The organism is Pseudomonas sp. TH21 (genome assembly GCF_016651025.1).
In the GTDB taxonomy this organism is placed as follows: domain Bacteria; phylum Pseudomonadota; class Gammaproteobacteria; order Pseudomonadales; family Pseudomonadaceae; genus Aquipseudomonas; species Aquipseudomonas aylmerensis.
In genome coordinates, this window is the sequence record NZ_JAEKEQ010000001.1 from 2,570,782 (window position 1) to 2,595,235 (window position 24,454).

The following is a 24,454-nucleotide window of genomic DNA, read 5'->3' on the forward strand; positions in this document are numbered from 1 at the left end:
TATGTGCCTGGCGTTGGCGGCCGCTATTGGCCTGGTGGTGTATGCCGTCCAGGCTCCCGCCGACGCCCCCCAATACCTCACGGCTAGCGTCGAACGCGGCGATATCGAGAATGCCGTGTTGGCCACCGGCGTGCTTGAAGGCATCAAGCAGGTCGACGTCGGCGCCCAGGTTTCGGGCCAGTTGAAGTCGCTCAAGGTCAAGGTCGGCGACAAGGTGAAAAAGGGCCAGTGGCTGGCCGAAATCGACCCGCTGATCCTGCAGAACACCCTGCGCAAGGCCCAGGTCGACGAAGAAAACCTGCAGGCCCAGCGCCGTGCCACGGCGGCCCAGCTCAAGCAGGCCAAGTCGGTGTATGAACGCTACAAGGGCCTGCAGGATGATGAGTCGGTGTCGCGCCAGGATTTCGAAGACGCCGAGTCCACGTTCCAGGTGCAGCAGGCCAACCTGCTGTCCCTGGATGCGCAGATCAAGAGTGCGCATATCCAGATCGACACGGCCAAGGTCAACCTGGCCTACACGCGCATCGTCGCGCCCATCGACGGCGACGTGGTCGGCATCGTCACCCAGGAAGGCCAGACGGTCATTGCCAACCAGCTGGCGCCGGTGCTGCTCAAGCTGGCGGACCTGGACACCATGACCGTCAAGGCCCAGGTCTCGGAGGCCGATGTGATTCATATCAGCCCCGGCCAGCAGGTGTACTTCACCATCCTCGGCGAGGCCGACAAGCGCTACTACGCCAAGCTGCGCGGCACTGAGCCGGCGCCGCAGAACTTCCTCGAGACCCAGACCGCCGGCACCCCCAAGCAGAACACGGCGGTGTTCTACAACGCGCTGTTCGACGTGCCCAACCCTGACCATCGCCTGCGCATCGCCATGACCGCCCAGGTGCGCATCGTGCTCGACACCGCCGAGGCCGCGCTGATGGTGCCGGTGGCCGCGCTGGGTCCGCGCAACCCCGATGGCAGCTACCCGCTGCGGGTGCTCGACGCCAAGGGCAAGGCGCTGTCGCGGCAGGTGAAGACCGGCATCAACAACAACGTCAAGGTGCAGATCCTGGAGGGCCTGGCCGAGGGCGATAAAGTCGTGATCGGCGATGCCTCGCCGGCCGTGGCGGGGAACTGAGCCATGACCCAGCCACTGTTGGAACTCAAGGGCATTACCCGCAGTTTTATCGCCGGCGAGCGTGAATTCATTGCGCTCAAGGGCATCGACCTAACCATCGAAGCCGGCGAGATGGTGGCGATCATCGGGGCCTCGGGCTCGGGCAAATCGACCCTGATGAACATCCTCGGCGGCCTCGATTACGCGACCGCCGGCAGTTACAGGATCAACGGCATCGAGACCCGCTCACTCGGCGATGAGCAACTGGCGGAACTGCGCCGCGACTACTTCGGCTTTATCTTCCAGCGCTACCATTTGCTTGCGCACCTGAGTGCCTTGCACAACGTGGAAATGCCGGCAATTTATGCCGGTACCGCGCAAACCCAGCGGCATACCCGCGCGGGGGAGCTGCTCGCACGGCTGGGCCTGGCCGGCCACACCAGCCACCGGCCCAGCCAGCTCTCCGGCGGGCAGCAGCAACGGGTGAGCATTGCCCGCGCCTTGATGAACGGCGGCGAAGTGATCCTCGCCGACGAGCCCACCGGTGCCCTCGACACCCACAGCGGCAAGGAGGTGATGCGCATCCTCGCCGAGCTGCACGCCGCCGGGCACACGGTGATTATCGTCACCCACGACCCCAAGGTGGCGGCGAATGCCCAGCGCATTGTCGAGGTCTGCGATGGCGAGATTGTCAGCGACAAGGCCAACCAGAGCAGCGGCCTGGAGCTGCCCGCGGAAGCGCCCGTCGAGCCACGGCGCAGCGGTGCGCGGCGCCTGGTGGCGAGCCTGGGGTTGTTCAAGGAAGCTTTCAACATGGCGTGGGTCGCGCTGGTGTCCCATCGCATGCGCACGTTGCTGACCATGCTCGGCATTGTCATCGGCATCACCTCGGTGGTGTCGATCTCGGCCATCGGCGAAGGCGCCAAGCGCTATGTGCTCAAGGACATCCAGGCGATCGGCAGCAACACCATCGATATCTTTTCCGGCACCAGTTTTGGCGACAGTCGCGCGTCGGCCATCGAGACGCTGATGCCGTCGGATGTGGACGCGTTGAACCAGCTGTATTACGTCGACAGCGCGACCCCGGTGGTGGGCCGCAACCTGTTGCTGCGCTTTGGCAACATCGACCTGGATGCGCAGGTCAATGGCGTCAGTGATCGCTACTTCAAGGTCAAGGGCTTGAAGCTCGAGGCCGGGATCGCCTTCAGTGAAAGCGATGCACGGCGCCAGGCCCAGGTGGTGGTCATCGACCACAACACCCGCCAGCGCCTGTTCGGGCCAACTGTCGACCCGTTGGGCCAGGTGATCCTGGTGGGCAACCTGCCGTGCACGGTGATCGGTGTCACGGCCGAGAATAAAAACATGTTCGCCGCCAGCAAGGCGCTGAACGTCTGGGTGCCGTATGAAACCGCCGCGGGGCGGCTGCTGGGCCAGCGCCATCTGGACAGCATCACGGTGCGCATCAAGGACGGCCAGCCGAGCAAGGTGGTGGAGGAGAACGTCAACAAGCTCATGCTGCAACGCCACGGCACCAAGGATTTTTTCACCAACAACCTCGACAGCATCATGCAGACCGTGCAGAAAACCAGCCGCTCGCTGGCGTTGCTGCTGTCGTTGATTGCGGTGATTTCCCTGCTGGTAGGCGGAATCGGCGTGATGAATATCATGCTGGTGTCGGTCACCGAGCGCACTCGCGAAATCGGTATTCGCATGGCAGTGGGCGCGCGACAGTCGGACATTCGCCAGCAGTTCCTGGTGGAGGCGGTGATGGTGTGCCTGATCGGCGGGGTGATCGGGATCTCGCTGTCCTACGGGCTGGGCTTGCTGTTTTCGCTGTTTGTGAAGGAGTGGGAGATGGTGTTTTCGGTGGGCTCGATCGTCACCGCGTTTGCCTGTTCGACGCTGATTGGCATTGTGTTTGGCTTCGTGCCAGCAAGGAATGCGGCGCGGCTGGATCCGATCGAGGCGTTGGCGCGCGATTGAGTGCCCGAGGTCGAGGTGGACCTGTGGCGGGCAGGGCAAGCCTGCTCGCCACAGCGGGGGCTAAGGGGCTGTTTCATCCTTGGTGGCATACATCCACCGCAACAACGAGTGCCGCCCGCTGATCCCGAGCTTGATCGCCGCGCGTTTGAGGTAGCTTTCGATGGTGTTGACCTTCAACGCCAACTGCTCGGCCAGTTCCGGTGCCGTGCGCCCGGCCAGCAGGCCCACGCACACTTCCAGTTCACGGTTGGACAAGGTCAGCCCCGACTGCACCAGCCGTTCTTCGATGCGCCGGCGCAGGGTGTCGATGCCCTGGTTCTGTGCGGGTACCGGGTCGCTGTCCTGGCGGCACGGGTGGAGCGCGGTGATGTGTTTTTCGACCATGGGCAGCAGCAGCGTGGAGAAGTCCTGCAGCATGCTGCGTTCCTGCGGCGAAAAGCTTTCGGATTGGTGCGAGCGGTACACCGAGAGCACGTAGCGCACGTCGTCCTTGTGGCGGGTGAGGTGCAATTGTGCGGCCGGTTGTTCCACGCCCAGGGTCGCCACGGAGTCGGTATAGACCGGGCTGATCTGGCGACGGGTGTGGCCTTCGTGACTGACGCGCAGTTGGGTGATATGGGTGGCGTCCACTGCCAGTTGGGTGAGGATCAGGTCATGCAGCATGCGTGGGAAATGGCGACTGCCGGTGCTTGCGATGACCTTGCCTATATGTGGGAACAGGTGTGAGTTCATCAGTTCGTCCATGAGTTTCGGGTGCAGGACGTATGCTAGTACAGCCTGGCGGGGTGATGGGGATCCAATCCGCAAAAAGCCGCATTAAAACCCCTACAGCCCGCGTAAGCCCTATCTCACAGACTGCGACGCCAACACCGGCTGCCGGGGCAGGGCGCGGGTGCATTTGGCCAGGGCCTGCTGCACGTCCGCCAGCAGGTCGGCGACATCCTCCAGGCCGACCGACAGGCGCACCAGCCCTTCGCTGATGCCATGGTGCGCGCGCTGCTCGGGGGTGTAGGTGGAATGGGTCATGCTCGCCGGGTGCTGGGCCAGTGACTCGGCGTCGCCGAGGCTGACCGCGCGGGTGAACACCTTGAGCGCATTCATGAAGCGCCGGCCGGTGTCGATCCCGCCCTTGAGCTCGAAGGCGATCATGCCGCCGGACATTTTCATTTGCTGCTGCGCCAGTGCGTATTGTGGGAAACAGCGCAGGCCCGGGTAGGTCACCGACTCCACGGCCGGGTGTGCCTGCAGGGCTTCGGCCAGCGCCTGGGCGTTGCTGCAATGACGGTCCATGCGCAGGGCCAGGGTCTTGAGGCCACGCATCAGCAGGGCCGCGTCCTGCGGCGACATCACCGCGCCGGTCAGGTCCTTGAGGCCTTGCAGGCGGATGCGCTGGGCCAGGGCCTGGCTGCTCACGGCGATACCGGCGGTGATATCGCCGTGGCCGCTGAGGTATTTGGTGGCCGAGTGCACGACCACGTCGGCGCCGAGGTCGAGCGGGCGTTGCAGGTAGGGCGTGCAGTAGGTGTTGTCGACCACCACGGTGATATCACCATGTTGATGGGCGAGGGCGGCCACGGCGGTGATATCCACCAGTTGCAGGTTGGGGTTGGCCGGGGTCTCGCAGTAGATCATGCGCGTGGCCGGGCTGATTGCCGCTTGCAGGGCGGCCAGGTCAGTCAGGTCGACGTGCCGTACCTTGATGCCGAACTCGCCGATGCCGTGATGCAGCAGGGCGAAGGTGCAGCCGTAGACGGTCTGGCCGACGATCACCTCGTCACCGGGGCGCAGCAGGGTCCAGAACGTCGCGGCAATCGCGCCCATGCCCGAGCTGAAGGCCACTGCCGCCTCGCCGTTTTCCAGGCTGGCCATGCGTGCTTCCAGGAGTGCCAGGGTCGGGTTGGAAATACGCGTATAGAAGTACCCGTTGGCTTCGCCGGCAAAACACGCGGCGCCGTATTCGGCGGTGGGAAAGGCGAACGTTGCCGACAGATAAATGGGCGGGACAAGCGCGCCGTGGTGGTCCTTGGGGTCGTAGCCGTGGTGGATGGCGCGGGTAGAAAAGCCGAATGCATTGTGTTTATTGTTCATGTCGGACGCTCCTTATTTCCTACAATGCTATGCTCATAACCAAAGATGAACGTTGCAAAGTTTGCTGCCAAATCCCGCGTACCGGGATGAAAACCCGATAAAAACAACAATCAGAGGCAAGATATGCCCGTGAGTCTCGATCGTACCGACAAGGCCCTTTTAAACGCACTGCAAGGCAATGCGCGCCTCACCGTAGCCGAACTGGCCGAGCGGGTGTCCCTCACCACCTCGCCCTGCTGGCGCCGCGTGCGCAACCTCGAAGAGAGCGGCGTGATCAGTGGTTACCAGGCGATCCTGTCGCCCAAGGCGCTGGGGTATGGCGTGACGGCGTTTGTCAGCATCATGATGGACAGCCACACCCAGGAAATTGCCCGCGCGTTTGAACAGCGGCTGCTTGAAATCCCGGAAATCGTGGCGTGTCATAACGTGTCGGGGCGGTATGACTTTTTGCTTGAAGTGGTGGCCAGGGACCTTGAATCGTTCGGGGAGTTTGCGCGGGAGGTGTTGCAGACGCTGCCTTGTGTGAAGGAGATTTATTCGAGTTTTTCCTACAAGTCGGTGCGGGCGTTGCGGGTGATTCCGTTGCCGGGGTGACGGTCGGGTTTGCATTCTTTTATTTGGGTAACGGCTGCTATTGGTTGCGCCCTTACGGCGCGTCACTTTGGAAAAGCCCCAAAGTAACCAAAGGGCTCTTGCCCCAACACTCGGCACCTCGCCTAGGCTCGGTGTGCCCGTAATCCGACATTGATTTGGGGGGCCGCCGCCACGCGCCATCCATGGCGCGGGGCGGCTAAACCGGCATCCCTGCCGGTTTACCCCCCAAATCAATATCGAATTCCGGCCAGCGTGTTTGATGGGGCGCCTAGATCAAGATCAAGATCAAAAGCAACAGCACGGCGGCCTGACAGCCGGCCTGAGTGGTTAGATCAAAAGCAGAAACCTGTAGGAGCCGGCTCTCACAGGGGATCGGCGGTGTAGGCCTCGATACCGGCCTGTCGCAAGCAGCCTTGAGTCACACCCCCTAATCCGCCGCCCCAAAGACCAAATGTGGGAGCCGTCGAGCCCCAGCGAGGCCGCGAATACGGCGGCATTGCCAATGAATTTAGTGCCTGATCCACCGCTTTCGCGGCCTCGCCAGGGCTCGACGGCTCCCACAGGGAATCGGCGGTGTTGGCCTCGATACTGGCCTGTCGCAAGCAGCCTTGAGTCACACCCCAATAATCCGCCGCCCCAAAGACCAAATGTGGGAGCCGTCGAGCCCCAGCGAGGCCGCGAAGGCGGCGGCATTGCCGATGAATTTAGTGCCTGACACACCGCTTTCGCGGCCTCGCTGGGGCTCGACGGCTCCCACAGGGAATCGGCGGTGTTGGCCTCGATACCGGCCTGTCGCAAGCAGCCTTGAGTCACACCCCATAATCCGCCGCCCAGAAGATCAAATGTGGGAGCCGTCGAGCCCAAGCGAGGCCGCGAAGGCGGCGGTATTGCCAATGAATTTAGTGCCTGACCCACCGCTTTCGCGGCCTCGCCGAGGCTCGACGGCTCCCACAAGGGATCGGCGGTGTCGGCCTCAATACCGGCCTGGCGTAAACAACCACAACCCACGATGCGAAGCGAGCCGCTTTTGATCTTGATCTTGATCTAGGCGCCCCATCAAACATGCTGGCCGAACGCAGGCTTGAATCCGTGGGTAACCCGGCAGGACGCCGGGTTAGCCGCCCCGCGCCATGGATGGCGCGTGGCGGCGGCCCACGGATTCAAGCCGGAGTGAGGGCACACCGAGCCTAGGCGAGGTGCCGAGTGTTGGGGCAAGAGCCCTTTTGGTTACTTTTGGGGCTCTTTTCCAAAAGTGACCCGCTGTAAGAGCGGAACCATACGCGGCCATGACCCAAATAACGGATATACACTCAACCTCAATCTCAACGTCCCCACCAAACAGCACGTACATCCAATTTTCCCCACCCCCCATCCCCCCAAACTCCTCTCACCGCCAAACCATCAAGGCAGAGGGGCACCCATGCACCCAGCACCCAAAACCGGACCCGACGAAGTCGTCACCCTGGTCGTCAAACACCTGATCAAACCCGGCCAGGAAGCCAACTACGAAACCTGGCTACGCCACATCGTACGAATCGCCGGCGCGCGCCCCGGGCACCTCGGCGTCGACGTCGTGCGCAGCAAACAGAACGGCCTGGCGCTGTTCACCTGCGTATTGCGCTACCGCTCCACCGATGACCTGCAAACCTGGCTCGATTCCGCCGAGCGCAAAACCCTCATCGCCGAAGCCACACCCATGCTGGCGGACGGCGACAACACCGAAATCGGCGCGGTCAACGAGTTCTGGTTCACGCCCCTGGCCGACAGTGCCGCCAAGCCGCCGCGCTGGAAGCAGGCGGTGGTCACCCTGTGCGTGATCCTGCCGCTGACCCTGCTGGTGCCCATCGTGTGGGGCCCGGTCCTGCGCCTGCACCCGTTTTTATCCAACTACGTGGTCGCGACCTTCCTGGTGACGCTGACCATCGTGCTGCTGGTGGTCTACCTGCTGATGCCGGCCGCCACCCGCCTGTTCGCTCCCTGGCTTGAAGCCTCAGTAAAGGAAACCCTATGAACGCCGATCTGATTCTGTTCAATGGCCAGTTCCACACCGTGGACCGTGAAAACCCGCGCGCCACCGCCGTCGCTATCCATGAAGGCCGCTTTGTCGTCGTCGGCACCGACGGTGAAGCCCTGGCCCTGCGCGGCAGTGGCACCCAGGTCATCGACCTCAAGGGCCGCACCGTGATTCCCGGCCTCAACGACTCGCACCTGCACCTGATCCGTGGCGGGCTCAACTACAACCTCGAACTGCGCTGGGAAGGCGTGCCGTCGCTGGCCGATGCCTTGCGCATGCTCAAGGACCAGGCTGATCGCACCCCGACGCCGCAATGGGTACGCGTGGTCGGCGGCTGGAACGAATTCCAGTTCGCCGAAAAACGCATGCCCACCCTCGACGAACTCAACCAGGCCGCGCCCGACACGCCGGTGTTCGTGCTGCACCTGTATGACCGCGCCTTGCTCAACCGCGCGGCACTGCGCGTGGCCGGCTATACCAAGGACACGCCGAACCCGCCGGGCGGTGAGATCGTGCGCGACAGCCACGGCAACCCCACCGGCATGCTGGTGGCGCGGCCCAACGCGATGATCCTCTACGCGACCCTGGCCAAAGGCCCGAAATTGCCGCTGGAATACCAGGTCAATTCGACGCGCCAGTTCATGCGCGAACTCAATCGCCTCGGCCTTACCAGCGCCATCGACGCCGGTGGCGGCTTCCAGAACTATCCCGATGACTACGCGGTGATCGAGCAACTGGCCAAGGATCAACAGTTGACGGTGCGCATCGCCTACAACCTGTTCACCCAGAAGCCCAAGGAAGAACTCAGCGACTTCAAGAACTGGACCGGCAGCGTCACCCTGCACCAGGGCGATGACTACCTGCGTCACAACGGCGCCGGCGAGATGCTGGTGTTCTCGGCCGCCGACTTCGAAGACTTCCTCGAACCGCGTCCCGACTTGCCGTTGACCATGGAGCAGGAGTTGGAGCCGGTGGTGCGCCATCTTGTGGAGCAGCGCTGGCCGTTCCGCCTGCATGCCACCTATGACGAGTCCATTTCGCGCATGCTCGACGTGTTCGAGAAGGTCAATCGCGACATTCCGTTCAATGGCCTGCCGTGGTTTTTCGACCATGCCGAAACCATCACGCCGAAAAATATCGAGCGCGTGCGCGCCCTCGGCGGCGGTATTGCGATCCAGGACCGCATGGCGTTCCAGGGTGAATACTTTGTCGAGCGCTACGGCGCCAAGGCGGCCGAAGCCACGCCGCCGATCAAGCGCATGCTCGCCGAAGGCGTGCCGGTAGGCGCCGGTACCGATGCCACGCGGGTCTCCAGCTACAACCCGTGGACCTCGCTGTACTGGATGGTCAGCGGCCGCACCGTGGGCGGCCTGGAGCTGCACGCCGAAGGCCTGCCGCGCCTGACCGCGCTGGAACTGTTCACCCATGGCAGCGCCTGGTTCTCGTCCGAGCAGGGCAAGAAGGGCCAGATCAAGGTCGGCCAGTTGGCGGACGTGGCGGCGCTGTCGGCGGATTTTTTCAGCGTCGATGAAGAGGCCATCAAGTGGATCGAATCGGTGCTGACCGTGGTCGGCGGCAAGGTGGTGTACGGCGCCGGCGACTTCGACGATGTCGCGCCACCGCGTGTGCCGGTGCTGCCGGACTGGTCGCCGGTGGTCAAGGTGCCGGGTCACTGGCGCCCGACTTCCCCGGTGCAGGCTCAGGTTCACCAGTGCAGCGGCCCGTGCGGCGTGCATTCCCACAGCCATGAAAAGGCGCGCCTCAGCAGCGTGCCGGTCAGCGACTTCCAGGGTTTCTGGGGCGCGTTTGGCTGCTCGTGTTTTGCTTTTTAAACCCCCGAAGGAGTTAACCCATGACTTACAAGCGCTTGAACAAAGATGACGCGGTGGTGCTGTTGGTGGATCACCAGACCGGCCTGATCTCCCTGGTGCAGGATTTCTCCCCCAACGAATTCAAGAACAACGTGCTGGCCCTGGCCGATGTGGCGAAGTTCTTCAACCTGCCGACCATCCTGACCACCAGTTTTGAGGGCGGTCCTAACGGCCCACTGGTGCCAGAGCTCAAGGCACTGTTCCCGGACGCGCCGTACATCGCCCGCCCTGGCCAGATCAACGCCTGGGACAACGAAGATTTCGTCAAGGCGGTCAAGGCTACCGGTCGCAAGCAGATCATCATTGCCGGCGTGGTGACGGACGTGTGCGTAGCGTTCCCGACCCTGTGCGCCCTCGACGAAGGCTTCGAGGTGTTCGTGGTCACCGACGCCTCCGGTACTTTCAACGAAACTGTGCAACAAGCCGCCTGGGCCCGTATGACCGCCGCCGGTGCGCAACTGGTGAACTGGTTCGCCGTGGCTTGTGAGCTGCAAGTGGACTGGCGCAACGACATGGAAGGCCTGGCCAACCTGCTGTCGCCGCGCATCCCCAACTACCGCAACCTGATGAACAGCTACTCGGCGTTTACTGCCAAATAAGCGATTTCCAACAGGTGCAGGCCATTCAATGTGGGAGCGGGCTTGCCCGCGAATGCGCTGTGTCAGTCCATACTTTCAGCGACTGATCCAACGCATTCGCGAGCAAGCCCGCTCCCACATTTGATTTGTAGTAAGGCGACCGACCCGCTATAAATCAGCAAACTGTCCACCGAGAAGCGACAATGAACCCCTTCGAAGACATGCGCCTGTTCTGCCAGGTCATGGAATCCGGCAGCTTCACCGCCGCCGCCGAACAGCTCGGCCTGTCCAAGCAGTTTGTCAGCCGCCGCCTGATCCAACTGGAAGATCGCCTCGGCGTGCGCCTGCTCAACCGTTCCACCCGCCGCCTGGACGTCACGCCCCTGGGGCAGAGTTACTACGAATCCGCCTTGCGCCTGCTCACCGAAGTCGAGCAAGTGGAGCAGGGCATCGCCGGCCAGAACAGCGAACCGCGCGGCACCCTGCGCCTCAGCGCGCCGTTGTCGTTTGCGATGGCGCACCTGGGCTGCCTGTTGCCGCAGTTTTTGCAGCGCTATCCCCAGGTGTCGGTGGAAGTCGACCTCAGCGACCGCCCGGTGGATTTGATCGGCGAAGGCTACGACCTGGTGCTGCGCATCGGCACCCTGGAAGATTCCACCCTGATTGCCCGCCGTATCGCCAGCATCCCGCGCGTCTACTGCGCGAGCCCGGATTACCTGGCCCTGCGCGGCACCCCGCAGAAACCCGACGATCTTGCCGACCACGACTGCCTGCCCTACGGCCATGGCCGCCAGGTGCAGTGGCGCTTCAAGGGCAAGCTGCAGGCGCTGAACGTCAGCGGGCGCATGCGCGTCAACAATGGTGACCTGCTGCGCGACACCGCGATTGCCGGCCTGGGCGTCACCTACTTGCCGACCTTTATCGTCGGCGAGGCCTTGAAGGACGGGCGCCTGGTGAGTGTACTGGACGACTTCGCCCCCGAGGCCCTGACCCTGTCGGCGGTGTACCCGCAGCACCGGCAAAGCTCACGGCCCGTCCAGGCGCTGGTGGAGTTCTTGCGCGAACGCCTGGCTAGTGGCTGTTGAACAACTGGCGGATCAGGTTCGGGGTGCTGCCGGTCCAGCGCTTGAATGAGCGTCGGAAGTTGGCTGCGTCGTTGAAATTCAGGTACGCCGCCACTTCCTCATTGCTGTAGCCCTTGACCTGGTACAGGTGCAACGCCACCTGCTTGCGCACGCGGTCCACCTGCTGCTGAAAACCGGTGTGATGCTTGTGCAGTTTGCGCTTGAGGGTCGCCGGGCTCATCGCAAACGCCTGGGCCGCCTGTTCCAGGCTCGGCGGCTGGCGTACCTGATCGCGCAGGTAGTCGTAGAGGCAGTCGAGAAAGCTGCCGGCAAAGCCCAAGTGTTCGATCTGCTCGCAGGCCTGGCGACGTGCGACCTGGCCGGCAGTGGCCGAGGCACCCGGCCACGGGTGGGTGAGGTATTCGCGCGGGATGCTGAGCATGTCCAGCGGGCGCGCAAAGCGCGTGCTTTCGCCCAGGTTCACCCAGTACTGCTCGACATAACGCGGCTCGGCGTGGCTGAAACTGCACGCCCACGGCAGCCGCTGGCCGCTCAGCCATTGGCTCATGGCAACCAGTGAGGTCACGCTGGCCTCCAGCAGGAAACGCCAGTGCTCGCCGGCGCCGCAACTGTCGAGCCAATACAGGTAGGCGTGGTGCTCATCCAGCTCCAGTTGCAGGCTGACCAATGGGCTGAGCAGCACTTGCTGCTGGATGAGGAGTTCGAGTGCCTGGTGCAGATTCTGCGCGTGGCCCAGGGCGTGACTGGCGGCGCCGTAGTAGCCGGGCAGCAGGCGTTGGCCAAACAGGAAGCTGCTGTCGTCGGCATCCAGCAGTTTGCGACTGTTGCCGATCAGGGCCAGGAACTGCTGCGGGCTCAACCGCGCGTTGCCGGCCAGGATGTCCTCGTGGAACAGCCCGGTGCCGCGCAGCAGGCGATGGCTGTCGATGTCGCGGGACAAGGCCAGGTCGATCAAGGTAGCGGGTTGGTAATGCCCGGGGATAAAGCGCGTGTCGCTTTCATACCAGCTGGTCTTGACGGCCATCTCAGGCACTTTTCGCCAGCGGTTGCTTGGCCCGTGCCAGCGCCAGGTTGAGGCGCTTGAGCAGGTCGTGGGGCGACTCGTCCAGGGCCATCACCACCGCCGTAGTCGCGGCCAATTGCAGGCGTTCGCCCTGTTGGCGGGTCTTGTGGGCCAGGCCGCGCACGGCCTGTTGCAACTCCAGCGCCAGCACCTGGGCCTGGCGTTCGCCGGTGTTGGGCAACAGCACCACAAAACGGTCGCCGGCCAGGCGGCACAGCAAGTCCTGGCGGCGCAGGTTGAGCAACAGCAAATGGCTCAGGGCCTGCAACACCGCGTCGCCCTCGACGTGCCCGAAAGCCTGGTTGATAGCGGCAAAGTTATCCAGGTCCAGGGCCAGCAGTGACAGCGGTTGTTGTTGCTCGCGGCTGTCTTGCAGGCTGTCGGCCAACTGGCGCTTGAGGTAGTCGGCGCCGGCCAGCGGCGTGAGTTTGTCGAACAGCCGATGCTCGCGAAACAGCCGTTCGCGCTTCTCCATCTGCGCGCTGATCGCCAGTTGTTCGCGGTGCCAGTGGTAGATGCCGATGGTCAGCAGGATCATGCCCACCGGCATCGGCCCGGACTCCAGCCAGTGGTCCCAGGTGATGCTGTCGGGCAGGCGGATAAATTCGTCGAGGCTGTCGATCCACCAGGAAAAGAAGATGCACGACAGCCCCAGCGCGAGGTAATTGGTGACGCGCCCGGCGGGTCGGCTTTTCAGCACCAGGCCCAGCCACACCAGTGCCAACAGAGCCGAGCCGCCTTCGCCGAAGATGTCCAGCCAGGCCCATTCACTGACGTATTTCAACTCGCCGCAGGCCAGGTGCAGGATCAGCCCGAGGTTGGCGGCAACCAGCAGCAGCGCGAGTTTCCAGCGATGGGGTTTGAGCACGGAGAACATGGCCGCGAGTCCTTGGGCAAATGAGCGATGGGCGCCAGCACAGCAGATGAATGTGACGGTTGGATGACGGTGGGGGAGGGTCGAATCAGCTCATGGGATAAATAAAATTTCCCGCCAAACGCCGAACAAATGTGGGAGCGGGCTTGCTCGCGAAAGCGTTACGTCAGTTGGCCCATCTGTTCCTGAACGGCCGCTTTCGCGAGCAAGCCCGCTCCCACACTTAATCGAGGTCATATCAGCTCATTTGCCCCGGCATATGGCCTCAAAAGCCCGGTTTACGGGCCTTCGTGCCAACCCTTGTCACAGAACCGTCATCCCCCACCCCTAGCTTGCCCTCCCAGTTGCCGGGCCTCTTGCCTGGCGCCAATGGATTCTTGGGGAGGATTGCATGTACAAGCGCACCGGGCTCGTCAGCTTCACGCTCACTGCCTTGGCCCTGGCGATGGCCAGCGAGCGGCTCAACGCTGCCGAGGCGGCCACCACCGAGCACGTCGAAGTGGTCGGCCAGGCTGCCGCCATGGACCAGGCGCTCAAGGAGCAGCGCCGCTCCGACAGCATCAAGAGCGTGGTGCATGCCGACGGCGTGGCCCAGTTGCCGGATGAAAACGTCGCCGAAGCGGTGCAGCGCCTGCCGGGCATCAGCGTCGAGCGTGACCAGGGTGAAGGGCGCTTTGTCAGCGTGCGCGGCCTGGGCCCGGACCTCAACAGCGTGACCATTAACGGCACCCTGGTGCCCGCACCGGAAAGCGCGCGCCGCGCGGTGGCGCTCGATGTGTTGCCCTCGGAACTGGTGCAATCGCTGTCGGTGATCAAGACCCTCACGCCGGACATGGACGCCAACTCCCTCGGCGGCACCGTCGACGTGCAAAGCCTGTCGGCCTTCGACCACAAGGGCCTGTTCTACACCGGCAGCAGCGAAGCCAGCTACGACAAGAACACCCGCCAGACCAGCCCCAAGTTCTCCGGCGCCGCCAGTAACCGTTTCAGCCTTGGCGACGGCATCGACAACTTTGGCGTGGCCGCCGCCCTCAGCTGGCAGAAGCGCGATTTCGGCTCGGACAACGTCGAGACCGGCGGCGCCTGGGACTTCACTGATGGCGCCAGACTCAACGAGTTCGAACAGCGCGACTACGACATCAGCCGCGAACGCGCCGGGGGTGGCCTGAACTTCGACTACAAGCCCGATGACCTCAGCAGCTACTACTTGCGCACGCTCTACAGCCGCTACAAGGACAGCGAGACCCGCAACTCCACCAGCATCGAGTTTGCCGACCCCCAGGCGCCCGGCGAACTGGGCGATGCCGAGGGCAAGCGCAAGCTGAAGAATCGCGAGGAAACCCAGGAGATCCAGTCCTACGTGTTCGGCGGCGAGCGCATGCTCGGCCTCTGGACCTTGAGCGGCCAGGCCGGCTACAGCCAGTCCAGCGAAGACAGCCCGGCGCACATTGCCGGCGCCACTTTTGACGGCGGCGACTTCGCCAACAGCGGCTTCTATGACAAGGACAAGCCACGCCCGATCATCGGCGCCGGTTTCTACGACGCGAGCAACTTCACCCTCGACAAGGTCGACTGGGAGAAGCAGAACACCAAGGACACCGAGAAAAACCTGCGCCTGGACCTGGCCCGCGACTATGACCTCGGCGGCTACGCGTCCCAGGTCAAGTTCGGCGGCAAGGTCAGCCGTCGCAACAAGGACAACGACCTGGAGGCCTGGGTCTACAAAGACTTCGACACCCTGGGCTTCACCGCCGACCAGCTCAACCTCACTCAATTTCAGAAAGGCTCTGTCGACTATCGCCTCGGCAACTACGGCCCCGGCATCAGCCCTGGCGCGATCAAGCAGTTGATCGGCAGTCTCAACCCGGCGGATTTCTATGACGAGACTGAATCGCGGGTCAACGACTTCACCATCCGCGAGGACATCAATGCCGGCTACCTGATGAACACCGTCGATATCGACGACTGGCGCTTTATCGCCGGCCTGCGCTACGAGGGCACCGAGTTCGAAGCCAAGGGCACCGGCGCGACCGATGGAGTGTTCACGCCCACCGAAACCAAGCGCCGCTATCACCACTGGCTGCCCGGCCTGCATGCGCGCTACCAGATCGACAAGAACACCCAATTGCGCGCCGCCTGGACCAAATCCGTGGTGCGCCCGACCTTCGGCCAGCTGGCGCCGGGGTTTGTCATCGACGATGACGAAGCCACCTTCGGCAACCCGGACCTCAAGCCCCTGGAGTCGAGCAACCTGGACCTGGGCATCGAGCATTTCATGGGCCGCGCCGGGACCGTGTCGGCGTTCGTGTTCTACAAGGACATCAAGAATTTTGTCTACAACACTGACCTGGCCGGTACTGGCGCCTGGACCAACTTCACCGAGGCCCACACCTACGCCAACGGCGACAGCGCCAAGCTCTACGGCCTGGAACTGGCCTACTCGCAGAAATTCGACTGGTTGCCCGCACCGTGGAACGGCTTGCTGATCGGTGCCAACAGCACGTTCAGCCGCTCCAGCGCCGATATCGAAGGCTTCGACAGTGCCAGCGGCCGTAACCGCAAACGCAACATCAGCCTGCCGAACCAGTCGGACACCGTCGGCAACCTGATGCTCGGTTGGGAAAACGACAGGCTCAGCCTGCGCGTGTCGGCTAACTACAAGTCGGCGTACCTGTATGAACTCGCCTCGATCAACGACAAGGCCCACGACCTGCACGTCGACGCGCAGACCTTCGTGGACTTCAGCGCGCGCTACTCGCTGAGCAAAAACCTGCAGGTCAGCTTCGAGGCGCAGAACCTCACCGATGAGTCGTACTTCGTCTACACCGGCCATCGCAGCTACAACGGCCAATACGAAGAGTACGGCCCGACCTACAAGCTGGGCCTGACCTTCACCCATTTCTGAACTCAACACATTCCAGCTGCAGGCGCTGGCTTGCCTGGAGTTGATCTCCATCGTATTCGAAGGATTTGCACGTTAATGAGAATGTCCAAGCTGTACCTGTTGATTGCCCTGGCCACCTGCGGCCACGCCCTGGCCGGCGACCTGGCGCTGACCCCGTGGGCACCGGGCCTCAAGGCTGAAGCCGTGGCCTTCCTGCCCAACGGCCCCGAGCGCCTGGCCGCCGGCACCCGCGACGGCCTGCAATTACTCGATCGCCAAGGCGCGGAACTGGCGCGTTTCAAGGGCAATTTCAGCAGCCTCGACACCCGCGCCGCCGGCGCCCAGGTGGTGGTCGCCAGTCTCGACAACGACCGCCAGCAGGCGCTGTTGATCAACCTGGATGTCGCCGGCAAGCGCTTTGGCAAGCCGCTGTACTTGCCGACCCGCGACTTTGCGGTGAATGGCCTGTGCCTTTACCGCGATGCGGCAGCCAACCTGTTTGTGTTCCTGGTCGGTGAAGAGGGCAAGGGCGAGCAATGGCTGGTGGGCAATGGCGCCACGTTATTGAGTGAGGCCCAGCGCGTGCGCGGGGTGCCGCTGCCGCCGTCGGCGCAGTTCTGCCAGGTCGATGACGCCACCCAGCAGTTGCTGGTGAATGAAGAAAACATCGGTTGGTGGGCCTATCCGGCGCACCCGGAAGCCGAGGTCAAGCGCACGCCGGTGGCGCTGTTCGACACGCCCAAGCGCGAAGCCGGGGCCATCGCGTCGGTGCCCGGCGGGATGGTCGCACTGGATCCCAAGACCTCCGAGCTGCACCTGTTCCAGCACACCGGCGAGCGTTGGGTCGAGCAATCGAGCCTGAGCCTGCCAGGCCTCAAAGAGCCGGAGCAACTGACGGTCAACGGCCGGCAACTGCTGGTGCGTGACGACGACACCGGCGCGCTCTACCAGGCCACCCTCGACTGGCAGGCCCAGCCGGTGGCGGCGGTGCCGGTGCTGCCGGAAGTCGCCGCCGTGCGCCAGACCGACCCGGTCGGCCGCCAGGGTGATGCGGCGGATGATCCGGCGATCTGGATTCACCCCGGGCAACCGGCGAAAAGCCGCGTGCTCGGCACCAACAAGAAACAGGGCCTGCTCGCCTATGACCTCGACGGCAAGCTGCTGCAGGAGCTGGCCGTCGGGCGCCTCAACAACGTCGATGTACGCCCCAACTTCAAACTCGGCCAGCGCACGGTCGACCTGGCCGTGGCGAGCAATCGCGATCACAACAGCCTGAGTCTGTTCAGCATCGACCGCCAGAGCGGCGAGTTGCGCGAAGCCGGTGAAGTGCCGACGCCGCTCAAGGAAATCTACGGCATTTGCCTGTTCCAGCCGGCGAGTGGGGAGATCTACGCGATCGCCAACGGCAAGGACGGCACCTTCCTGCAATACCGCCTCAGCGCGCCGGATGGCCGTGCGCAGGGTGAGCTGGTGCGCCAGTTCAAGGTCGACAGCCAACCCGAAGGCTGCGTGGCTGACGACCAGCGCCAGCGCCTGTTTATCGGCGAGGAAGATGTCGGCGTGTGGGCGGTGGACGCCCGCGCCGATCAACCGGCGACCCTGACCAACGTGATCAAGGTCGGCCCGCAACTGCACGCGGACGTCGAAGGCCTGGCGCTGTACCAGAGCGACAAGCGCGACTACCTGGTGATCTCCAGCCAAGGCAATGACAGCTACCTGGTGGTGGATGCCGAACCGCCGTTTGCCGTACACGGCGCTTTCCGCGTGGGCCTGAACGCGGCCGCCGGCATCGATGGCGCCTCGGAAACCGATGGCCTGGAAGTTACCGCCATCAACCTCGGCGGGCCATGGAGCCAGGGCATGCTGGTGGTGCAGGACGGGCGCAAGCGCATGCCCGAGCAGACCCAGAACTTCAAGTTCGTGCCCTGGGCCGACGTGACCCGCGCACTGAAATTGCCCTGAACCGTCATCACCCGGTCATCACTTTTTAATCGAATAGGACATCACCATGCACGCGACGATGGAACATATGACGATCTGGGGTTTGATCAGCGACGCCAGCCTGTTGGTCAAGGCCGTAATGCTCACCTTGCTGTTGGCCTCGTTGCTCAGCTGGTACCTGATAATCCAGCGCGCCAGTGTGCTGCGGCGCCTGGAGCGCCAGTTGAATGGCTTCGTGCAGCGCTTTCGCGCGGCGCCGGACTTGCAGGCGTTGTGCCGTGAAACCGTGCAGGCAGGTGAGGGCGGCGTGGCGCCGATCTTTATCGCCGGGGTCCACGAATACCAGCACCTGCACAGCCATGACCCGGCGGTGCTGGAGGGTGTGGAGCGCGCCTTGCAGGTGGCGATCACCGAGCAGGAAGTCGAGCTGGAAAAAGGCTTGCAGTTCCTCGCGACCGTGGGCTCGGTCAGTCCCTATATCGGTCTGTTCGGCACGGTGTGGGGGATCATGAACTCCTTCATCGGCCTGTCCCAGGTGCAACAGGCGACCTTGTCCACGGTGGCCCCGGGCATTGCCGAAGCCTTGATTGCAACGGCCATCGGCCTGTTTGCGGCGATCCCCGCAGTGATCGCCTACAACCGTTTTGCCGCGCGCAGCCAGACGCTGCTCACGCGCTATTACGCCTTCGGCAACGAGCTGCAAGTGCGCCTGCACCGCACTTTGCGCGGTACGCCGATCAACCTGGCCGTGGCCGCCTGAACAAGGAGCAAGCCGATGTTAACCAGGCCGCAACGCAAGCACGGGCCCAAGGCCGAAATGAACGTGGTGCCGTATATCGACGTGATGCTGGTGCTGCTGGTGATCTTCATGGTCACCGCGCCGATGCTGACCCAGGGCGTGAAGATCGATCTGCCCAAGGTCGCCGCCGAGGCGCTGGCCACCGACACGCGCCAGCAGATCCTCACGCTGTCGGTGAAGGCTGACGGCGGCTATTACTGGAACCTTGGCGGCGAACTCGACACCCAGCACCAGACCGACAGCGCCGTGACCCTCGACGAAATGGGCGCCAAGGTCATGCAAGTGGTGGCGGCGCGCAGCGACACCCAGGTGTACATCCGCGCCGACGACAACGCCGGTTACGGGCGTGTGGTCGCGGCCATGGCGGTGTTGCAGAAAGGCGGGGTGAGCAACCTGGGGTTGGTGACCGAGGCCCCGCAATGACGGCGATGATCATGCACAGTGAGACGCTGACGCTGGCGCCCCGGGAGCCGTCCGGGTTCTGGAGAAACAGCGTCGCGGCGAGCCTGGCGGTAGCGCTGCACGCAGGGGTGCTGGCAGCGCTGATGCTGGGCTGGTCGGCGGAAAAAGCGCCGGTGGACACACCCAGGGTCATGCATACCCAGTTGGTGATGCTGCCGCCTGCGCCCATGCCTGCTCCCGCACCTGAGCCGGTGGCCTTCACGCCACCGGAGCCTGTGGCTGTGCCCGTGCCGGTCAAACCCACGATCGATCCACAGGTCCAGGCGCAGAAACTCGAGAAGGCCGCGTTGGCACGCAAGCGCGTCGAAGAGCAGAAAATCGAGGCGCAACAGCAGCGCCTGGCCACCGAGCAGCGCAACCGTGAACAGGCGCAACAACGCCTCGACCAGCAGCGCCTGGCCGCCGAAAAAGCCCGCGTCGCTGCTCCCGCAGCAGCGCCGGCACCGGCCTTCGACAGCCGCCAATACCAGCCCTTGAGCAAGGAAGCGCCGGACTACCCCGAGCGTGCCCTCGACAAGAACATCGAAGGTGACTGCTCGGTGGAATATACGGTGAACACCCAGGGCCGCGTGGAAAACCCCAAAGTGCTCGATGGCTGTCACCCCCTGTTTATCCGGCCGTCACTGGCAGCGGCGAACACCTTCCGCTACCAGCCCAGGATCGTTGACGGCAAAGCCGTTCCCGTACCGGCGGTGCGCAACACCTTCCACTACCGCATCAAATGATATCCCGCAGTCAACACCGGGTCCCCTGTGGGAGCGGGCTTGCTCGCGAAAGCGGTGGGTCAGTCGATGAGTTTGTTGACTGACACGGCGCCTTCGCGGGCAAGCCCGCTCCCACATTTTTAGACGGTGTAAGTCTGTAGATCCTTGCAATGTGGCTGTGTCAGGTGTTGACCAGGTTGGCCAGTTCAGCCCCTGCGACATACTTCTCCAGATTCGCCAGGAACGTGTCCGCAATCTCGTTGCGGCTATTGGTGGAAATGGCCGAAGTGTGCGGCGACAACCTGACTCTCGGGTGGGTATACAACGGGTGCCCATCCGGCAGTGGTTCCGGTTCGGTCACGTCCAGCGATGCCAGCCCGATCTGTCCGTTGTCGAGTGCTTCGAGCAGCGCCTCCTGATCCAGCAGGCCGCCACGCGCGATGTTGATCAGGTGCAGCCCGGGCTTGGCGCTGCCGAGTACATCGCGGTTGATGATATGCCGCGTGGATTCGGTCAGCGGGGCTGCCACCACCAGGTGGTCCGCGCGGGCGAACAGGTCGTGGATGTCCTTGGCCGCTTCCACACCGGCAACGCCAAACGGCGCCTGGCTTTGGCGCAGTGCCACGACCTGGATGCCCAGGGCCAGTGCCTTGTGCGCCAGGCTCGCGCCAATTGCGCCGAAGCCGAGGATGCCCAGCGTGGTGCCTTTGAGCGGGCGCAACGGGGTGAAATGCCACTGGGCGTCCTTCACCCAGATATCCGGCAAATGCTTGGACGCGGCAAAGATCGCCGCCAACGCGAACTCGGCGAGGTTGTCGGCCGCGCTGCCTCGGGAGGTGGTCACCGGTGGCCCGTTGAACAGCCATTGCGGGTAGAAATCGATGCCCGACGACACCAGGTGCACCCACTGTGCACCGTAGGGCCAGCCCGGTGGCGGGGTATCCGGGGCGGTGTAGCCGCGCACGTTGATCGGGCGCAGCAACAGGATATTCGCCTGCGGCGGCAGGTCGCTCGGCACCCCTGGCGGCACGCCGATCACTTCGGCGTCGGTGTGCAGCGCGCGCAGGCGCTCGCGGATCACGTCGTTGTAATCCTCGTCGAGCTGGCTGGCAATAATCACCTGACTCATGTGCGTTCCTTCTGGCGTTGGGCGAAGACCGCTTTGCCGACGCCTTGCAGCACGGCGTCATTCTGCGGGGTATGCACGCGACTGCAGAGCACGTCGCGGTAGTGTCGTTGCAGCGGGCTGTGACGCGACAGGCCGGGGTTGCCCGAGGCCTCGATGGCGAGTTCCACCGCGCGGATGGCATTGTTGGTGACCAGGTACTTCAACTGGGCCGCGTTGGCCGCCGGGGTATGACCTTCGGCGGCGGCGTCCAGCAGGCTGCGGTTGGCAAACAGCAGGGTGTCGATATGCCCGACAGTTTCCTGAAAACGCGGCAGCGTCGACAACGCTGCACCGAGGTTGGACGGCTTGCGTTCTTCCAGCCAGTTCACCAGCCAGTCCCGCGCGGCGTGAGCCACCGCGTCGTATACCGATGACAGCAGCACCGACATCCACAGGAAGCCATCGCCATCCAACTCCGGCTGCGGGGCACTCCAGGGGCTGACGCTGACGGCGTGGTCCAGCGGCACCAGCACATTGTCGAGCACCACTTCATGGCTGCAGGTGGCGCGCATGCCCAGGTGGTCCCAGGTGTCGATAATGCTCACGCCGGGGCTGTCCTTGGGCACCAGCCAGGCGCCCACCAGCGGGTCGGCGTCATCGCTGCGGCCCCACACGCTGAACCAGCTCAGGCCATGGCTGCCGGTGGAGTAGATCTTACGCCCGCTGATGCGCCAGCCCTCGGCGGTCCGCACTGCGGTGGTCGCCGGCAGGCCGCCACGGGCCGGGGTGCCGAGGTCGGGTTCGACGCGCAGCGCATTGATCAAGGCACCGTCGCGCACCGCGTCCTCGGCCACTTGCGTACGCAGGTGGACCGGCCAGCTCTTGCTGTCTTGCAGGCGGGTGTGTTGCAGGTATTGCATCACCAGGATCAGCGCAGTGGACGGCTCGCCCCTGGCAATCGCACTGATCGCCTTGCGCGCCTGCGGCAGGCTGGCGCCGCCGCCGCCCAGGGCCTTGGGCACGGTGAGGGCGACCAGGCCGTGTTCATGCAACAACTTGAAGTTGGCATGCGGGAACGCGCCGCTCTCGTCATACAGGTGCGCGGTGCTCGCCAGCTCGGCGCTGAGGCGTTCGAGCAGGGCTTCGAAGTTGGCGACTTCCACGGAGCGCAGAGACGGTTGGGTCATAACAATGTACTCGGTCAAAAATGTGGGCGCCGGCAAGCCGGCGCCTACAGGGGGTTGTGGGCTTAGATAGCGATGCGTACGGGCTGTTGGCCCAGCAGTCGCTCCACCACCTGCAGCACCGGCTCGGCCTCGGTGCGCACCAGCCAATCCGGGCTCACTTCGACGAATGCCACGGTGCCGTCCCTGGCGATCACCACCACCGTCGGTTGCGGCAGTTCCCAGGTCCCGGTGCCGGTGGTGTCGCCGATGTGGTTGCCCTTGGCCAATGCGGCGTTGCGCGAGGCTTCGTCGAAACTGTAGAGAATGCCCAGGCGCCGGCCGAGGTTGTTGTCGGTGTCGCTGGCCACCAGCAATTGCAGGTTATGGCGGGTCTTGATCTCCACCAGCCGCTCAGGCACCTGCGGGCTGACCGCCACCAGCGGCACCCCCAGTTCGCGCAGGCGTGGGTAGAGTTGGCGTTCGTAATAGGGCAGGGCGAGATTGCACGCCGGGCAGCCGGCAAAGCGGAAGAAAATCAGCAACGCCGGCCCATCGGCCAGCAACAGATCGCGGTTGAGTTCGCCGCCTTCCACGTTGAGCAGGGTGAATGGGTCCAGTTCATCGCCGACCTGCACGTAGTCGTCGGGCCGTGCTTCATCGACCAGGCGCTGGCGCTGGTCGATGTTGACCTGCAATGCCGCCGGTGCCCAGGAAGCCACGCGTTCGGCGTGCAGATCCGCTAATTGACGGTTGAGGGACTCGCTCATGCCAGCGCCTCCTGTTGCGCTTCGACCTCGGCGGCGACGCTGTAACGGTTGGCCGGCACGTCCAGGCCAAGGTTGTCGCGCAGCGTGTGGCCGCTGTACTCGGTGCGGAACAGGCCGCGCTGTTGCAACACGGGCACCACCAGTTCGGTGAAATACTGCAAGCCGTCCGGCAGCACCGAGTTGATGATGAAACCGTCGCTGGCACCGCGCTCGAACCAGGTCTGGATGGCATCGGCGACTTGCTCGGGGGTGCCGACGAAATCACGCTTGGGCCGCGAGAACCGCAGCGCCACTTCGCGCAGGGTCAGGCCTTCGTCCCTGGCCAGTTGCTTGATCCGGTCGGAGCCGCCTTTCTGGCTGTTGGCGCCGAGGTCGCCAAGTTCAGGGAAGGGCGCGTCCAGGGGGTACTTGCTGAAGTCATGGTCATTGAACGGGCGGCCGAGGGCGACAATCGCGTCTTCGACGGTGACCAGGTCCACGGCCTGCTGATAGCGGCGTTCCACTTCGGCTTCATCGCGGCCGACAATCGGCCGGATACCCGGCAGGATCGACAGGCTGTCGGCGTCACGCCCAAAGCCTGTGGCGCGGCGCTTGAGGTCCTGGGAATAGGCCAGGCCTTCCTCGATGCTCTCCACGTGCACGAAGATCGCGTCGGAGTTTTCGGCGGCGAAGTTGCGCCCATCCTCCGAGGTACCGGCCTGGAAAATCACCGGTTGACCCTGGCGCGAGCGTGCGATGTTGAGCGGGCCCTTGACCGCGAAGAACTCGCCCTTGTGATTCAGTGCATGCAGCTTGTCCGGGGTGAAGAATTCGCCGCTTTGCTTGTTGTAGGCAAAGGCGTCGTCTTCCCAGGAATCCCACAGGCCCTTGACCACGTTCACGTGTTCCTTGGCGATGCGGTAGCGCACGGCGTGGGGCGGGTGCTCGGCCTTGCCGAAGTTGTCGGCGGTGCCGCTGAGCCACGAGGTCACCACGTTCCAGCCGGCGCGGCCGCCGCTGATATGGTCCAGCGACGAGAACTGGCGAGCCACTTGGTAGGGCTCGGTGTAGCTGACCGTCACAGTGGCGACGAGGCCGATGTTCGTGGTGATGGCGGCGAGGGCCGAGAGGATCGTCAGCGGCTCGAAGCGGTTGAGGTAGTGCGGGCTGGATTTGGCATGGATATGCAGGCTGTCGGCGATGAACACGAAGTCGAACTTGGCAGCTTCGGCCAGTTCAGTCTGCTGCTTGTAGAACCCGAAGTGGGTGCTGGCATTCGGTTGGGCGTTCGGGTGGCGCCATTCGCCCCAACCGTGGCCGACACCGTGGACCATGGCACCCAGTTTCAAATGGCGTGGCTTGGAGGGATGTGGCTTGCTCATGTTCTGCTCC

At 63.8% G+C, this 24,454-nt stretch carries 20 protein-coding genes; 12 read left to right on the plus strand and 8 right to left on the minus strand.

Annotation, left to right across the window (positions count from 1 at the left end; all coding sequences use genetic code 11):
* Position 1: 1 nt before the first annotated feature.
* Together macA and JFU04_RS11345 are read left to right on the plus strand one after the other, a co-directional pair.
* On the plus strand, positions 2-1,123 hold the full coding sequence (gene macA, locus JFU04_RS11340) for a macrolide transporter subunit MacA (protein ID WP_065910375.1): 1,122 nt from the start codon (positions 2-4) through the stop codon (positions 1,121-1,123).
* Positions 1,124-1,126: 3 nt separating this feature from the next.
* Positions 1,127-3,085, plus strand: a complete 1,959-nt coding sequence (locus JFU04_RS11345) for a MacB family efflux pump subunit (protein WP_106804285.1) — start codon at positions 1,127-1,129, stop codon at positions 3,083-3,085.
* 60 nt (positions 3,086-3,145) lie between these two features.
* Here the strand turns inward: JFU04_RS11345 and JFU04_RS11350 are convergent, their stop codons facing one another.
* Together JFU04_RS11350 and JFU04_RS11355 are read right to left on the minus strand one after the other, a co-directional pair.
* On the minus strand, positions 3,146-3,817 hold the full coding sequence (locus JFU04_RS11350) for a helix-turn-helix domain-containing protein (RefSeq protein ID WP_177410338.1): 672 nt from the start codon (positions 3,815-3,817) through the stop codon (positions 3,146-3,148).
* Between the two features lie 111 nt (positions 3,818-3,928).
* Positions 3,929-5,173 carry a methionine gamma-lyase gene (locus JFU04_RS11355; protein ID WP_201144102.1) on the minus strand — a complete coding sequence of 415 codons (1,245 nt, stop codon included), beginning with the start codon at positions 5,171-5,173 and terminating at the stop codon, positions 3,929-3,931.
* 123 nt (positions 5,174-5,296) lie between these two features.
* On the opposite strand from JFU04_RS11355, the gene JFU04_RS11360 reads away from it, so the two are divergent.
* The 5 genes from JFU04_RS11360 to JFU04_RS11380 all read left to right on the plus strand — a co-directional run bounded on the left by JFU04_RS11360 (position 5,297) and on the right by JFU04_RS11380 (position 11,315).
* Positions 5,297-5,767, plus strand: a complete 471-nt coding sequence (locus JFU04_RS11360; RefSeq protein ID WP_065910374.1) for an Lrp/AsnC family transcriptional regulator — start codon at positions 5,297-5,299, stop codon at positions 5,765-5,767.
* 1,420 nt (positions 5,768-7,187) lie between these two features.
* On the plus strand, positions 7,188-7,778 hold the full coding sequence (locus tag JFU04_RS11365) for an antibiotic biosynthesis monooxygenase (protein WP_065906127.1): 591 nt from the start codon (positions 7,188-7,190) through the stop codon (positions 7,776-7,778).
* On the plus strand, positions 7,775-9,613 hold the full coding sequence (locus JFU04_RS11370) for an amidohydrolase (protein ID WP_201144103.1): 1,839 nt from the start codon (positions 7,775-7,777) through the stop codon (positions 9,611-9,613). Before JFU04_RS11365 ends, JFU04_RS11370 begins: the two co-directional genes overlap by 4 nt.
* Positions 9,614-9,633: 20 nt before the next feature.
* A complete protein-coding gene (gene ycaC, locus JFU04_RS11375) occupies positions 9,634-10,251 on the plus strand; it encodes an isochorismate family cysteine hydrolase YcaC (protein WP_027607149.1) in 618 nt (205 codons plus the stop codon).
* Between the two features lie 182 nt (positions 10,252-10,433).
* A complete protein-coding gene (locus JFU04_RS11380) occupies positions 10,434-11,315 on the plus strand; it encodes a LysR family transcriptional regulator (RefSeq protein WP_120448276.1) in 882 nt (293 codons plus the stop codon).
* Here the strand turns inward: JFU04_RS11380 and JFU04_RS11385 are convergent.
* Positions 11,302-12,339, minus strand: coding sequence for an AraC family transcriptional regulator (locus JFU04_RS11385; RefSeq protein WP_201144104.1), 1,038 nt, complete (start codon positions 12,337-12,339; stop codon positions 11,302-11,304). The two genes, JFU04_RS11380 and JFU04_RS11385, sit on opposite strands and share 14 nt — an antisense overlap.
* A gap of 1 nt (position 12,340) precedes the next feature.
* Positions 12,341-13,255: a GGDEF domain-containing protein gene (locus JFU04_RS11390; protein ID WP_106804280.1), complete on the minus strand. Its 915-nt coding sequence runs from the start codon at positions 13,253-13,255 to the stop codon at positions 12,341-12,343.
* Between the two features lie 388 nt (positions 13,256-13,643).
* Here JFU04_RS11390 and JFU04_RS11395 point away from each other — a divergent pair, with 388 nt between their 5' ends.
* From JFU04_RS11395 to JFU04_RS11415, 5 genes are all read left to right on the plus strand, one after another.
* Positions 13,644-16,157, plus strand: a complete 2,514-nt coding sequence (locus JFU04_RS11395; RefSeq protein WP_201144105.1) for a TonB-dependent receptor — start codon at positions 13,644-13,646, stop codon at positions 16,155-16,157.
* Positions 16,158-16,232: 75 nt separating this feature from the next.
* A complete protein-coding gene (locus JFU04_RS11400; protein ID WP_201144106.1) occupies positions 16,233-18,098 on the plus strand; it encodes a phytase in 1,866 nt (621 codons plus the stop codon).
* A 46-nt stretch (positions 18,099-18,144) separates the two neighbouring features.
* Entirely contained in the window at positions 18,145-18,837 is a 693-nt protein-coding gene (gene tolQ, locus JFU04_RS11405; protein ID WP_065906137.1) for a protein TolQ, read from the plus strand.
* Between the two features lie 15 nt (positions 18,838-18,852).
* On the plus strand, positions 18,853-19,299 hold the full coding sequence (tolR, locus tag JFU04_RS11410) for a protein TolR (protein ID WP_065906140.1): 447 nt from the start codon (positions 18,853-18,855) through the stop codon (positions 19,297-19,299).
* The gene (locus JFU04_RS11415) at positions 19,296-20,063 is read left to right on the plus strand and encodes a TonB family protein (RefSeq protein ID WP_201144107.1); all 768 of its coding nucleotides are present in this window, start codon (positions 19,296-19,298) and stop codon (positions 20,061-20,063) included. Before tolR ends, JFU04_RS11415 begins: the two co-directional genes overlap by 4 nt.
* Positions 20,064-20,223: 160 nt before the next feature.
* Here JFU04_RS11415 and JFU04_RS11420 read toward each other — a convergent pair whose 3' ends face one another.
* From JFU04_RS11420 to JFU04_RS11435, 4 genes are all read right to left on the minus strand, one after another.
* Positions 20,224-21,171 carry a D-isomer specific 2-hydroxyacid dehydrogenase family protein gene (locus tag JFU04_RS11420; protein ID WP_201144108.1) on the minus strand — a complete coding sequence of 316 codons (948 nt, stop codon included), beginning with the start codon at positions 21,169-21,171 and terminating at the stop codon, positions 20,224-20,226.
* Positions 21,168-22,337, minus strand: coding sequence for an acyl-CoA dehydrogenase family protein (locus JFU04_RS11425; RefSeq protein WP_106804274.1), 1,170 nt, complete (start codon positions 22,335-22,337; stop codon positions 21,168-21,170). The genes JFU04_RS11420 and JFU04_RS11425 overlap by 4 nt, the downstream gene beginning before the upstream one ends.
* A 62-nt stretch (positions 22,338-22,399) precedes the next feature.
* Positions 22,400-23,083, minus strand: coding sequence for a peroxiredoxin-like family protein (locus JFU04_RS11430; protein ID WP_201144109.1), 684 nt, complete (start codon positions 23,081-23,083; stop codon positions 22,400-22,402).
* Positions 23,080-24,444: an LLM class flavin-dependent oxidoreductase gene (locus JFU04_RS11435; RefSeq protein WP_065906148.1), complete on the minus strand. Its 1,365-nt coding sequence runs from the start codon at positions 24,442-24,444 to the stop codon at positions 23,080-23,082. Before JFU04_RS11435 ends, JFU04_RS11430 begins: the two co-directional genes overlap by 4 nt.
* Positions 24,445-24,454: the final 10 nt, after the last annotated feature.

Coding starts and splice junctions, on each gene's coding strand:
- JFU04_RS11380 (WP_120448276.1), top strand. CDS start 10,434: ATGAACCCCTTCGAAGACATGCGCCTGTTCTGCCAGGTCATGGAATCC.
- JFU04_RS11385 (WP_201144104.1), bottom strand. CDS start 12,339: ATGGCCGTCAAGACCAGCTGGTATGAAAGCGACACGCGCTTTATCCCC.
- JFU04_RS11420 (WP_201144108.1), bottom strand. CDS start 21,171: ATGAGTCAGGTGATTATTGCCAGCCAGCTCGACGAGGATTACAACGAC.
- JFU04_RS11355 (WP_201144102.1), bottom strand. CDS start 5,173: ATGAACAATAAACACAATGCATTCGGCTTTTCTACCCGCGCCATCCAC.
- JFU04_RS11415 (WP_201144107.1), top strand. CDS start 19,296: ATGACGGCGATGATCATGCACAGTGAGACGCTGACGCTGGCGCCCCGG.
- JFU04_RS11425 (WP_106804274.1), bottom strand. CDS start 22,337: ATGACCCAACCGTCTCTGCGCTCCGTGGAAGTCGCCAACTTCGAAGCC.
- JFU04_RS11345 (WP_106804285.1), top strand. CDS start 1,127: ATGACCCAGCCACTGTTGGAACTCAAGGGCATTACCCGCAGTTTTATC.
- JFU04_RS11365 (WP_065906127.1), top strand. CDS start 7,188: ATGCACCCAGCACCCAAAACCGGACCCGACGAAGTCGTCACCCTGGTC.
- JFU04_RS11435 (WP_065906148.1), bottom strand. CDS start 24,444: ATGAGCAAGCCACATCCCTCCAAGCCACGCCATTTGAAACTGGGTGCC.
- tolQ (WP_065906137.1), top strand. CDS start 18,145: ATGCACGCGACGATGGAACATATGACGATCTGGGGTTTGATCAGCGAC.
- macA (WP_065910375.1), top strand. CDS start 2: ATGTGCCTGGCGTTGGCGGCCGCTATTGGCCTGGTGGTGTATGCCGTC.
- JFU04_RS11360 (WP_065910374.1), top strand. CDS start 5,297: ATGCCCGTGAGTCTCGATCGTACCGACAAGGCCCTTTTAAACGCACTG.
- JFU04_RS11350 (WP_177410338.1), bottom strand. CDS start 3,817: ATGAACTCACACCTGTTCCCACATATAGGCAAGGTCATCGCAAGCACC.
- JFU04_RS11430 (WP_201144109.1), bottom strand. CDS start 23,083: ATGAGCGAGTCCCTCAACCGTCAATTAGCGGATCTGCACGCCGAACGC.
- JFU04_RS11390 (WP_106804280.1), bottom strand. CDS start 13,255: ATGTTCTCCGTGCTCAAACCCCATCGCTGGAAACTCGCGCTGCTGCTG.
- JFU04_RS11395 (WP_201144105.1), top strand. CDS start 13,644: ATGTACAAGCGCACCGGGCTCGTCAGCTTCACGCTCACTGCCTTGGCC.
- tolR (WP_065906140.1), top strand. CDS start 18,853: ATGTTAACCAGGCCGCAACGCAAGCACGGGCCCAAGGCCGAAATGAAC.
- JFU04_RS11370 (WP_201144103.1), top strand. CDS start 7,775: ATGAACGCCGATCTGATTCTGTTCAATGGCCAGTTCCACACCGTGGAC.
- ycaC (WP_027607149.1), top strand. CDS start 9,634: ATGACTTACAAGCGCTTGAACAAAGATGACGCGGTGGTGCTGTTGGTG.
- JFU04_RS11400 (WP_201144106.1), top strand. CDS start 16,233: ATGAGAATGTCCAAGCTGTACCTGTTGATTGCCCTGGCCACCTGCGGC.